Source organism: Nocardiopsis codii (genome assembly GCF_036327455.1).
GTDB classification, from domain to species: Bacteria; Actinomycetota; Actinomycetes; order Streptosporangiales; family Streptosporangiaceae; genus Nocardiopsis; species Nocardiopsis codii.
This window is the reverse complement of sequence record NZ_JAUZMY010000003.1, coordinates 267047-279293: the sequence shown is the minus strand read 5'-3', so window position 1 is coordinate 279293 and position 12247 is coordinate 267047. Positions and strand designations below refer to the sequence as shown.

Below are 12247 nucleotides of genomic sequence, written 5' to 3'. Positions count from 1 at the left end.
TCATCGGGCGGCCATCGACGCGGACGTCTTCCCGGGCTGGTCTCGGGGAGGTCCTACGGGACCGGGGGAGAGGATCGGGGGCGGGGGCCCGGCGAGGGGGCTCCGGCGCGGGGGGCTGTCATCTGAGGAGGGAGTCGAAGTCGCCGGTCTTGGCGCCGCGGACGAAGGCCTCGATCTCGGCGGGGGTGTAGACGAGCGCGGGCCCCTGGGGGTCACGGGAGTTGCGCACGGCGATGTCCCCGTCCGGAAGCTCGGCGACCTCGACACAGTTCCCGTCCGGATTGCTCCAGCTGCTCTTGGTCCAGACGACCTTGGGCAGTCGGCTCGCGGGAACGCCGTTGTAGATCGGATGCATCTCAACCTCCTGGAACTTCGGGGGGACTCGTGAGCGGGGATATGTCCACACGCGGTCGATCCTTCACCGCGCCCGTCGTGTCTCAGCACCGGGCCCGTCCTACGAGCGGGCGCCCTGTCCGGGGTCGGCCGTCCCGTGGTGGGTTGTTTCGCCCCGGGTGAGAGCCAAAGCCTAGCTCATGCACGTGCATTAGTGATTACGTCTGTAAGTACCGATGCAAGGACAAGGGGTGATTTGTCCATGGAACCGCACGTCACACCTAACGCGGGGGAGGGAGGGCCGGTTCTGCCTGGCCGGATCGTTCTCCAGTCGTGGCCGAAGCCGGTCAGCCGGGAGCCCGCCTCGTGGGCGCACAGCGAACGCCCGGACGCTGAGAGCGACCGGGCGTGGGGAGGGAGGGCGTGGTGGGGCCGTGGTCAGGCGTGGCGCTCCAGGAAGCCGCGGAGGATGCCCTCGGTGGCGGTGGGCGGGGGAGCCTGGGTGGCGAGGTGGTCCATCGTCTGGGAGTAGCGGTTGGTGTCCTCGTACTTGTCGAAGTACAGGGCGCTGCTCAGCTGCTCCAGGTACACCACGTCGGGCAGTTGCGGGGTGGGGAACCGCAGGATGCTGAACGGGCCGCCCGCCGCGGGGTGGCCGCCCATCGCGAAGGTCGCGATCTGGATGGTGATGTTGGGGCGCCGGGCCATCTCGATCAGGTGCTCGATCTGTCCGCGCATCACCTCGGCGTCGCCGTAGGGGCGGTGCAGGACCGCCTCGTCGATCACCGCCCACAGCCGGGGCGCGTGGGGCTCCAGGAATCTGCGCTGGCGGCGCATGCGCATCGTCACCCGGCTGTCGACGTCCTCGTCGGAGGTGGCGGTCCGGGAGAGGCGGATGACCGAGCGTGCGTAGTCCTCGCTCTGGAGCAGGCCCGGGACGAACTGGACCTCGAAGGTGCGGATGACCGACGCGGACTCCTCCAGTCCGACGTAGACGCCGAACCACTGGGGCAGCACGTCGCCGTACTTGTGCCACCAGCCCTGCGCGTTGGCGCTGGAGATGAGGCCGAGGAGGGCCTCGCGCTGCTGGGCGTCGTCGACCCCGTAGAGCTTGAGGAGGTCGTCCACGTCCCTGCGCTTGAAGCTGACCTGGCCGAGCTCCATGCGGCTGATCTTGGCGTGGGAGGCCCGGATGGCGTATCCGGCGTCGTGCCGTGAAATCCCCTTCTCCTGGCGGAGCCGCCGAAGCTGGGTTCCGAGGAGAATACGGAGCACGGTGGGGCCACCACTGGAATTGGCCAGGAAATCCTGAGTGACCTGGAGATTCGGTGCGTGATCGGCGACCACATCGCCTCCTGTGTAGCGGCTTTGGCGCGTAGCGACCGCTCAGTATACCCACGCGTTCCGGGTTGCGGACAGGGCCGGGGAGGGATTGGTTCGGGGCCTATGCGCACCTTCTGTGCTTGGAGTAAACGCACGTACCCATGTGTGAATTCTTTGCCGAGGATCTACCGATAAGGGCCGTTCGTCCTATAGTCTTGCCCGGACGTTGAGCTGCACGTGCATCCGTGTCTTACCGATGTAAGCCACAGGGTGCGGCAGGCAAGTCCGCGCGAACCCGCCGTCACACTCGTGAGGACCGTGATGAACGCAGAGCTGGTGTCCTCGGAGCTGGACTCCGAACCATCCTGGAGTCGTCCCACCCTCGCCGAGGCGTCGGACGACCTCCCGTCCTGGTGGAACCACCCGCCGTGCCGCCTCGCGGTCGGGCAGGCGTCCCGCTCCGGGGAGGGCGCCGCCAGGGCGTTCGGCTCCGTTCCGGGGTCGGTCCGCAGGGCGCGCGAGTTCGTCGCGTCGGTCCTGGGGGAGTGGGCCGCCGAGGACGTCTCCGAGGACGTCCGGCTGATCGTCTCCGAGTTCGTGGGCAACTCCTGCCGCCACGCCGTTCCCCGTGAAGGGGACCCCGAGAGTGTTCCGGTCGTGGTCGAACTGCGCCGCCTGGGCGAGCGCGGCGGGGTCCTGTGCATGGTCACCGACTCCAGCGGGAAGGCGCCGGTCAAGGTCGACGCCCACCACTTCGCGGAGTCCGGCAGGGGCCTCGGCCTCGTCGCCGCGTTCAGCAGCGAGTGGGGCTGGAACCCGCTCGTCGGCGGGGGCAAGGTCGTCTGGGCCGTGTGCGGCGGCGAGGCCTGACACCGCACCGGAAGCCCTGGGGCTGCGGCCCTCCGGGGCTGTGGACGACGCGGCGGAGCCGCCCGGGAAGAGTAGGCTGTCAATGCATGTCGGTATTTGACCGACCGCGTCGAGACAGGACTTTCCCACACTCCATCCCGGGAGCGAGGCGTGGCCGTGCTGGACACGGAACAGGACCAGTTCCTCTGTGACGGGACCACCGTCGTCGTACTGAGCGGTGAGATCGACATCGCCACCGCGGAGCGGGCGCTCGCCCGGATCACCGCGGCCACGGCGGACGGCTGCGTCGTCGTCGACCTGTCCGCGGTGGAGTTCATCGACGCCTCCGGCGTCAACATGCTCGTCCGTGCGCTGCGCGGCGCCACCAGACTCCAGCACCACCTCCTCCTGGCCGGACCCACGCGCCAGCTGTCCCGGATCCTCGACGTCCTGGGCCTGCGCGACGTCCTCGCCACCCACGGCGACGTCGCGGCGGCGGTCGCCGCCCACAGCGCCAACCGGCACGGCACCGCCCCTCCGGGCGCCCGGCGCTGACCCGGCCGCGCACGGGCGCCGCTCCCGCGGCGTCCCCGCTGCGCACGACGAAGGGGGCGCCCCGGCGGTACCGCCGGACACGCCCCCCGAAACCGTTCTCCGCTACTCGACCGTGACGCTCTTGGCCAGGTTGCGCGGCTGGTCCACGTCGTTGCCCTTGGCCAGGGCCAGCTCGCACGCGAACACCTGCATCGGGATCGTCGAGACGACCGGCTGGAGCAGGGTGGGCACCGCGGGGATCTCGATGAGCACGTCCGAGTACGGGATCACCGACTCGTCGCCCTCCTCGGCGATCACGATGGTGCGGGCGCCCCGGGCGCGCACCTCCTGGATGTTGGACACGATCTTGTCGTGCAGCACGCTGCGGCCCTTCGGGGAGGGCACCACGACGACGACCGGCAGACCGTCCTCGATCAGCGCGATCGGGCCGTGCTTCAGCTCGCCGGCCGCGAACGCCTCGGCGTGCATGTACGCCAGCTCCTTGAGCTTGAGCGCGCCCTCCATCGCCACCGGGTAGCCCACGTGGCGCCCCAGGAACAGCACCGTGTCGACGTCGGAGAGCGAACGGGCCAGCTCGCGCACCGGCTCCACCGTGCTCAGGACCTTCTCGACCTGCTCGGGCATGGTGGCGAGCTGGGCGATGACGGCGGTGATCTCGTCGCCGAACTTCAGCCCCCGCACCTGGGCCAGGTACAGGCCGATGAGGTAGCAGGCGATCAGCTGGGTCATGAAGGTCTTGGTGGCGGCCACCCCGACCTCGGGGCCCGCGTGCGTGTACAGCACGCCGTCGGACTCGCGCGGGATGGTCGACCCGTTCACGTTGCAGATCGCCAGCACACGGGCGCGCTGCTCGCGGGCGTAGCGGACCGCCATCAGGGTGTCCATGCTCTCGCCGGACTGGGAGATCGCGATCACCAGCGTCTGCTGGTCCAGGATCGGGTCCCGGTAGCGGAACTCGCTGGCCACCTCGACCTCGCACGGGATGCGGCACCAGTGCTCGATGGCGTACTTGGCGATCAGGCCCGCGTGGTACGAGGTGCCGCAGGCGATGATGACGATCTTCTCGACCGAGCGCAGCTCCGCCGGGGTCAGCCGCATCTCGTCCAGGGTCAGCTGCCCGTCCACCGACAGGCGGCCCAGGAGCGTGTCGGCCACCGCGCGCGGCTGCTCGACGATCTCCTTGAGCATGAAGTAGTCGTAGCCGCCCTTCTCGGCGGCGGACGCGTCCCAGTCCACGTGGTACTCGCGGACCTCGACGGGGTTGCCCTCGTAGTCCGTGACGGTCACGGAGTCCGGGCGCAGTTCGACCACCTGGTCCTGGCCCAGCTCGACCGCCTCACGGGTGTGCGCGATGAACGCGGCCACGTCGCTGGCCAGGAAGTTCTCGCCGACGCCGCGGCCGACGACCAGCGGCGAGTTGCGACGGGCGGCGACCACCAGGTCGGGGTCGTCCACGGACGTCGCGACCAGGGTGAACGCGCCCTCCAGGCGCTTGCACACCGCGCGCATGGCCGCGGGCAGGTCGCCGTCGCCGCGCTTGGCCAGCTCGGTGCTGAGCAGGTGCGCGGTCACCTCCGTGTCGGTCTCGGAGGAGAACTTGCAGCCCTGCTCCTCCAGCTCCAGGCGGAGCGCCGCGAAGTTCTCGATGATGCCGTTGTGGACGATCGCGATCCGGCCGTCGTTGTCCACATGGGGGTGGGCGTTCACGTCGTTGGGGGCACCGTGGGTGGCCCAACGCGTGTGGCCGATACCGGCGCCGTCGCCGGAGATCGGCCGCTCCTCCAGGGCTCGGCGCAGGTTCGCGAGCTTGCCCGCGCGCTTCTCGGTGCGCAGGGCGCCGTCGCCCAGCACCGCGACACCCGCGGAGTCATATCCGCGGTACTCCAACCTTGCGAGGCCGTCCACGACGACCTGAAGCGCCGGTTGCGGCCCGACGTAGCCAACGATTCCGCACATGGCCGCCAGCGTAGGCGAAAAAGGACGCCGTATCGACCAACCAGTACCCCATACCACTGGTTGTTTTTGCAGGTGGCGGTATAGACCATTTGGTGCATGGAGGGTAGACCACGCAGGTGGGGGCGTAGTACGGGTGAAGAAGTAGAACCGATTCCACCCAGCCGCACACGGACAAAAAACCTTGGGAGACACCACCGTGAACGTGTGGTTTCGGGCACGTTCCGCCTCCGTTCGCGGCTATGGGGGGACCAGCTGCCGGATCCGGACGACCTCCTCGTCTAGGGTGGTCATTCGTGTCTCACGCGACGAAGAACGGTTTCTCCTCCCCGTACGTGGAGCTGGACCGGGAGGCCTGGGCGGCCCTCCGGGCCTCCACGCCCCTCTCCCTGACAGAGGCCGACCTGGCCGAGCTCCGCGGTACCACCGACCCCACGTCCCTGGAGGACGTGCGGGACGTCTACCTGCCGCTGTCGCGCCTGCTCAACCTCTACGTGGGCGCGACCCAGCAGCGGCACGCCGCCGTGCGCGCCTTCCTCGGCGAGTCGGACCGCCCCGCGCCGTTCATCATCGGCGTCGCGGGCAGCGTCGCCGTGGGCAAGTCCACCACCGCGAGGCTCCTGCGCTCCCTCCTCGCCCAGTGGCCCAACCACCCGAACGTCGAACTGGTCAGCACCGACAACTTCCTCCACCCCAACGCGGTCCTGGAGGCGCGGGGGCTCATGCGGCGCAAGGGCTTCCCCGAGAGCTACGACCGCCGCGCACTCGTCCGCTTCGTCTCGGAGATGAAGGCGGGCGCCGACCGCATCGACATCCCCGTCTACTCCCACCTGAACTACGACATCGTGCCCGGCGAACGGCAGTCCGTGCACCGCCCCGACATCCTCATCGTCGAGGGCATCAACGTCCTCCAGCCCGCGTCCGCCGGACGCCTCGCCGTGGCCGACTTCTTCGACTACTCCATCTACGTGGACGCCAAGGTCGAGAACATCCGCAACTGGTACCTCGACCGCTTCCGGGAACTGCGCCGCACCGCGTTCTCCGACCCGCGCTCCTACTTCCACCACATGGCCACCACCATCCGCGAGGACGAGGCCCTGGAGTTCGCCGCCAACACCTGGCGCACCATCAACGAGGTCAACCTCGTCGAGAACATCCGCCCCACACGGGGACGCGCCACCCTCATCCTCTACAAGGGCGACGACCACCGCGTCCGCCGGGTGCGGCTCCGCAAGACCTAATCCTGGCGAGCTCGCGGGCTCGCTGCGCGGCTCGGGGCGCCCGGGCGCCAGGGTTCTTCGTCGGCGCCTTCGCCTGTCGCTCGTTCCTCGCTCGCGGCTCGTCTTCTCCTGCAGAACCCTGGCGCGCCCCTCGTGTTTCTGGCGAGCTCGCGGGCTCGCTGCGCGGCTCGGGGCGCCTGGAAGCCAGGGTTCTTCGTGCTTTTTGCGAGCTCGCGGGCTCGCTGCGCGGCTCGGGGCGCCCGGGAGCCAGGGTTCTTCGTCGGCGCCTTCGCCTGTCGCTCGTTCCTCGCTCGCGGCTCGTCTTCTCCTGCAGAACCCTGGCGCGCCCCTCGTGTTCTTGGCGGGCTCGCGGGCCGGCGGGCTCGCTCGCGGCTCGCAGTGCCCGGTGTGCGCTAGGGTGGGTTCTCTTTTCGGCCGCGCCCCCTCACCGGGTGCCGTGCGCTCTCAAGGATCGGAACGAACCGGGCCCTCGCTGGCGCCGGGGCGGGACCAGCGCACGCGCGTCGCCGCGCCACTGTCCCGCCGACCCCTCCGAGGTCTTCGTATGACCACCACCGATCCCTTCCACGCGCCCTCGAACGACGCCCTCCAGGACGAACGCGACCGGCTCGCCGCCGCCCGCGCCGCCCTCCGGAGGATGCGCGAGGAGGTCGACGGCAGCGAGCTCATGCTGGGCGACGTCGTCAACGACAAGGTCACCAACGCCGCACTCCGGCGAGGTCGCGAACGCCGCCTCGCCGCTCTCGCCGAAGTACCGGGCGCCCCGCTGTTCTTCGGCCGACTCGACTTCGACCCGGGCACCGTCTTCCTCGACGACGACCCCGGCTCCGCACCGCCCCCGGACCGCTCCGGCCGCTCCGGAGCGACGGCCGGCGAGGACTCCACCGACGCGGACCGCGTCCAGATCGGCCGCCGCCACATCCACGACACGGCCGGGCGCCCCATGGTCCTGGACTGGCGCGCACCCATCTGTGTCGCCTACTACCGGGCCTCGCCCCACGACCGGATGGCCGTCCGGGTCCGCCGCCGCTACGGCTTCACCACCGTCACCCCCGGCCCCGACGCCGAACCCGAGGCACTGCTCACCGCCTTCGAGGACGAAACGCTCACCGACGCCGAGCCCGCGGTCGACCAGGGGGCGGGCGAACTCCTGAACGCGGAGATCGAGCGCCCCCGCACCGGACCCATGCGCGACATCGTCGCCACCATCCAACCCGAGCAGGACGACCTCGTCCGCGCGCCGCTCGGCACCACCCTGTGCGTCCAGGGGGCGCCGGGCACGGGCAAGACCGCGGTGGGTCTGCACCGCATCGCCTTCCTGCTCTACACGGAGCGCGAACGCCTGTCCCGCAGCGGCGTCGCCATCATCGGTCCCAACCGCTCCTTCCTCTCCTACATCCACGACGTCCTGCCCGCCCTCGGCGAGGTCGACGTCCACCAGACCACCGTCACCGAACTGCTCACCCGCGGCCTCCCCGAGCGCTCGCGCCCCGCGGCAGGGTGGGTCCGGCGCGTCGAGGAGCCCGGCGCCGCCCGGATCAAGGGCCAGGCCCGCATGGCCGAGGTACTGCGCCGCGACCTGTGGTCCCACCTGCGCACCCCGGAGGAGGCCGTCATGGTCCGCCGCGGGTCGCGCCGCTGGCGCCTGTACCCCGAGGACCTGCGCCCCCTCCTGGACGAGCTCGCCGAGCGGGGCGTGGCCTACGGCTCCGGGCGGGAACTCCTCTCCCACCGCATCGCCCACGCCGTCCTGTCCCTCATGGAGGGCGAGGGGGAGGCCTGCGACGACCGCACCCACGCGCAGGTGCGCCGGGACCCGGCCGTGCGGTCCGCGGTCACCGCCATGTGGCCCAGGACCGACCCGCTCAAACTCGTCCTCGGCCTGCTCACCGACCCCGAACGGCTCGCCCGCGCCGCCGACGGCCTCCTGAGCGCGGAGGAACAGGCCGCCGTCCTCCTCCCGGGCCGGCCGCGCGGCCCCCGGACCGCCCTCTGGTCGGAGGAGGACCTCGCCCTCGTCGACGAGGCCTCGGCCATGATCGAGCGCCCCGCCGGCCTCGGCCACATCGTGGTGGACGAGGCGCAGGACCTCAGCCCCATGCAGTGCCGCGCCGTCGGCCGCCGCTGCGCCTCCGGTTCGTTCACGGTCCTCGGCGACATCGCCCAGGGCACCAGCCCCTCCGCCGCCGAGAACTGGTCCACGCTCCTGGAGCACCTCGGCAAGCCCACCGGCCACCTGAGGGTCCTGGACCGGGGGTACCGCGTCCCCGCCCAGATCATCGACTTCGCGGCCCGGCTCCTCCCCGCCATCGCCCCCGGGCTCGGCGCCCCGGTGGCGGTGCGGCGCTCACCCGGCTCGCTCCGGGTCACCCGTGCAGACGGAGGGCTCGCGGCGGCCGTGGCCGACGCCTGCAGGGCCGCGCTGGAGGGCGAGGGCTCCGTCGGCCTCATCGCCGCCGACGCCGACCTGCCCGCGCTGAGGACGGCGCTGGAAGCCGAGGGTCTGACCGCGCCCCTGCTCGGAGAGGCGGACGCCGGGTTGGACGCGGGGCGCCTCGTCGCGGTGCCCGCGTCCCTGGCCAAGGGCCTCGAGTTCGACGCCGTCGTGGTCGCCGAGCCCGCGGCCGTCGTCGACGCGGAGGAACGCGGCGTGAACCGGCTCTACGTCGTGCTCACCCGGGCGGTCAGCACCTTGCACGTGGTGCACGAGCGCCCCCTGCCGGAGGCGCTGCGCGACGCCGTCAGCGGCTGAGGCCCGCGGGCCGGGCCGCCCCGGAGCGCTTCCAGGGCCCCGGCAGCACCCCGGCGGTGAGCAGCCACAGCGCGACCGTCACCAGGTGGGCCCGCTCCAGCAGCCCGAGGGCGACCCCCGGGCTGCCGTCGCCCGCCGCCGCGTACACCCGGGCGGCCAGGACCAGGACGGCGACGGCGGCCACCGCCTGGAGCACGGCCGGCACGGCGACGAACGGCCACGCGCGGTCCCCGGCCCGGTACCGGTCGACCGCCAGCGCGCCGACCCCGACCAGGGCCGCGAGGATCGCGACCACCGCGAGGACGGCCTGGGCGGCGGTCGCGCCGGCCACCCCCTCCACCAGCGACTCCGCGGCGCACGCCGCGTCGGTGGATACCACGCACCGCCCGGGGAGCAGCGCCGTCACCAGGGACGCCGCGCCGAACACGGCCATGGACCACCAGGAGACCGTCAGCCAGGGGGTGGCCTCCCTGGCTCCCAGGGCCAGCCCCAGCCCGGCGGTGAGCACCACCAGGATCGCGGCCGTGCGGTGCGCGCTGTCCAGGAACCGGCCGAAGACCGCGTCCGGGTCCGCCAGCGCCCCCTGCGCGGCCCCGCTCCCGGGCAGGACCACCTCCAACGTCCACAGGCTGTAGACGATCGCGGCCGCGACCGCGGCCACCCTTCCGTCCCTGTAGTCCCAGTGCAGCTGTCCGGAGTTAGGCATCGTGCCCCCGCTTCCACGGATGTCCCGCCCTCGCCTCTCGGACGGGACACACCGGTGAGGTCGCCGTCGAACCACCGTCGTCCTGGGACCCTACGCTTTTCGGGACCGGACGTCATCCAACTCGCGGCGGCACCGTTATCCGCAGGTGAGTGTTCAGGCGGCATCATCAGGGGGACACCGGCGGACACGACGGGTACGGAACGACCGACGAGAAGGGCGCACGCATGGACGGCGCAGCCTCGACACGATGGGTGATCGTGGGGGTGGACGGCACCGACTCCAGCCGCCACGCGCTGGAATGGTCGGCGCACCAGGCGATGCTGCGCGGGCTCGGCCTGCGGATCGTCGCGGCCGCCGGGCCGATGGCCTCGGTGGGCGTGTTCGGCGGGCACGGCCGGGCCGACCGGGCGGAGCCCCCCGACGAGACGGACACGCAGAACACCGAGAAGCTGCTGGAGTACGCGGGCGACTGGGTGGACCGGCTCTTCCCCGAACTCCGTGTGGAGACCCGGCTGTCCTACGCGCGCCCGGTGGAGGCCCTGCTGGCGGAGGCCGCCGCGGAGGGGACCGTCGCCGTGGTCGTCGGGTCGCGCGGACTCAGCGGGATCGTCGCCGCCTTCGTCGGGTCCGTGGGTATCGAACTGGCCGCCCGCTCACCCGTCCCCGTCGTGGTCCTGCCCCGCGAGCACGCCGCGGCGCACGGGGTGCGAGGCCGCGTGATCGTGGGCATCGACGGGTCCGAACCCAGCAGGAGAGCGGCGGACTTCGCCTTCGGGCAGGCCGAGTTCGCCGACACCGAACTGGTCGCGGTGAGCGCCTGGCAGCCCCTGGTGGCGTTCGCCGCCGCGACCGGGCCGATCCCGCCGGAGCTGTTCGACGACACGACCGCGGCCGAGGCGGCCCGCCAGGCCATGGAGGACGAGCTGACGGACGCCCGGCTGCACCACCCCGGGGTCACGGTGCGGACCAGGGTCGTACGCGCGCACCCGGTGGTCGCCCTCCTGGAGGAGGCCACACCGGCCGACCTCATCGTGGTGGGCTCGCGTGGGCGCGGCGGGTTCCGGGGGCTGCTGCTCGGCTCGGTGAGCCACTCCGTCCTGCACGGCGCGCGGGGCCCGGTCGCGATACTCCGCTGACCGCGGGGGCGCGGAACCCCGCCGGGGGCGGGTCCTTCACGAACGGCCGGCCCGGATCGCGTACGGGAGGCCCCCGCCGGGGATCCAGGCCCGGAGCGCGGACACGCGCCGCTCCGATGCGGACCCCGGCTCTCGGCCGGGCCCCGAGGAGTCGACCCGCGCGTGTTCCGCCTTTTCCCCTCCGTTCTCCGGGCCGGATGTTCATTGGCGTGAAGTCGCAGTTCGGCGGCGAGGCAAAAAACGGGCGAAGTTTTTACTCGCGAGTCAAGGTCCGTGTCGGTCATACTTTTCCCACTCGCAGTGGTCGCGCCGAATAGCAAGAGCAGACGAGTATTGATGGGGGAAGCCGTGAACGGCTCCGCGAAGGGCGTCATCGGCGCCGGAACGGCAGCGTTATGGCTGCTCACCGGTTGCGGATTCGGCGCGGATCCCGGCTCGGACGAACCCGCCGCGCCCGTCGCGGCCACCGGCGCCCCCGAGGAGGCCGAGACGGAGGAGCAGAGGGCGGCACTCGTCGAGGGCCAGGCCACCCTGTCCGCCGCCGAGCACCCGGTGCTCGGGCTCCTGCTCACCGACGGCGACGGCAACACGCTCTACCTGTTCACCGAGGACGACGGAGTCGGCCCCACCTGTGTCGAGGAGTGCGCCGCGGTGTGGGAGCCCCTGCGCACCGCCGCCGGGACCGAGGCCGTCCCGATGACCGCCGAGGGCGTGCGCCCCGAGCTGGTCGCCGCCGTCCCCCGACTGGACGGTGCGCCCCAGGTCACCTACGCCGAGTGGCCGCTCTACACCTACACGGGTGACGCCGCGCCGAGCGAGGCCAACGGCCAGGGCATGGACGACTCCTGGTTCGCACTGGACGTCTACGGCGGGACGGTCACCGTCCCCGCCGACACCCCGCAGGGCTGACCGCCCCGCTCCTCCCGGCTCCCGCGCCGGTCCGCCCCACCCGGCTCCGTCCCGGTCCACGCGCCGGTCCACACGCTGTTCCGCCCCAGCCCCGCCCCTCCCCGCAGGCCGGGCGCCGCAGCGCCCGGACCGGCTGAGACCCCCTCCGGGCGGCTGCCCTCACCCGTCGATCCGCCCGTCACCGCCAGGCGCGGGCGGGCCCCGCGCGATGGACGGCGCGCGCGTGCAAGCGCCCCCGCGGATCGCCCCGGGGCACGGTTCCGCGCCACAGGTCTAGTCGGTTCCCCGGCGGGCGCCGTGCGGTATGTGACGAACAGCACCGTGTGTCGTCGCCGGTGGGCCGCATGCCCGCCCGACAGGGGAAACCGGCTCTCACCACTGTCGGAACGATCATCGAACGCGTTGTTGCGCGCGTCGTGGTGGACCACCCGAATCCCCTGCTGTGCAGTGGAATCCGACTTTGCGACGGCACATATTTAGACCATTGGCC

10 protein-coding genes are annotated in these 12247 nt (G+C 71.9%); 6 read left to right on the top strand and 4 right to left on the bottom strand.

Translation table 11 applies throughout. From position 1 onward, the window contains the following. Nucleotides 1-118 precede the first annotated feature (118 nt). On the bottom strand, nt 119-355 hold the full coding sequence (locus Q8791_RS04990; protein WP_330090369.1) for a DUF397 domain-containing protein: 237 nt from the start codon (nt 353-355) through the stop codon (nt 119-121). Between the two features lie 416 nt (nt 356-771). Continuing rightward, entirely contained in the window at nt 772-1680 is a 909-nt protein-coding gene (locus tag Q8791_RS04985) for a helix-turn-helix domain-containing protein (RefSeq protein WP_407941956.1), read from the bottom strand. Nucleotides 1681-1977: 297 nt separating this feature from the next. Here Q8791_RS04985 and Q8791_RS04980 point away from each other — a divergent pair, with 297 nt between their 5' ends. Both Q8791_RS04980 and Q8791_RS04975 read left to right on the top strand, forming a co-directional pair. After that, a complete protein-coding gene (locus Q8791_RS04980; RefSeq protein WP_330090367.1) occupies nt 1978-2526 on the top strand; it encodes an ATP-binding protein in 549 nt (182 codons plus the stop codon). Nucleotides 2527-2676: 150 nt separating this feature from the next. Next, nucleotides 2677-3060 (top strand): STAS domain-containing protein, encoded by a 384-nt coding sequence (locus tag Q8791_RS04975; protein ID WP_330090366.1) that lies wholly within the window; start codon nt 2677-2679, stop codon nt 3058-3060. Between the two features lie 102 nt (nt 3061-3162). On the opposite strand, the gene glmS is transcribed toward Q8791_RS04975, so the two are convergent. After that, the gene (gene glmS / locus Q8791_RS04970) at nt 3163-5016 is read right to left on the bottom strand and encodes a glutamine--fructose-6-phosphate transaminase (isomerizing) (RefSeq protein ID WP_330090365.1); all 1854 of its coding nucleotides are present in this window, start codon (nt 5014-5016) and stop codon (nt 3163-3165) included. A gap of 332 nt (nt 5017-5348) precedes the next feature. Here glmS and coaA point away from each other — a divergent pair, with 332 nt between their 5' ends. Together coaA and Q8791_RS04960 are read left to right on the top strand one after the other, a co-directional pair. Next, on the top strand, nt 5349-6254 hold the full coding sequence (coaA, locus tag Q8791_RS04965) for a type I pantothenate kinase (protein WP_330090456.1): 906 nt from the start codon (nt 5349-5351) through the stop codon (nt 6252-6254). A 544-nt stretch (nt 6255-6798) separates the two neighbouring features. Continuing rightward, entirely contained in the window at nt 6799-9006 is a 2208-nt protein-coding gene (locus Q8791_RS04960) for a HelD family protein (RefSeq protein WP_330090364.1), read from the top strand. Here the strand turns inward: Q8791_RS04960 and Q8791_RS04955 are convergent. Then, entirely contained in the window at nt 8996-9712 is a 717-nt protein-coding gene (locus Q8791_RS04955; protein ID WP_330090363.1) for a DUF998 domain-containing protein, read from the bottom strand. The genes Q8791_RS04960 and Q8791_RS04955 overlap by 11 nt on opposite strands. A gap of 224 nt (nt 9713-9936) precedes the next feature. Here Q8791_RS04955 and Q8791_RS04950 point away from each other — a divergent pair, with 224 nt between their 5' ends. After that, a complete protein-coding gene (locus Q8791_RS04950; protein ID WP_330090362.1) occupies nt 9937-10848 on the top strand; it encodes a universal stress protein in 912 nt (303 codons plus the stop codon). 336 nt (nt 10849-11184) lie between these two features. Continuing rightward, entirely contained in the window at nt 11185-11757 is a 573-nt protein-coding gene (locus tag Q8791_RS04945) for a COG4315 family predicted lipoprotein (RefSeq protein ID WP_330090361.1), read from the top strand. Nucleotides 11758-12247: the final 490 nt, after the last annotated feature.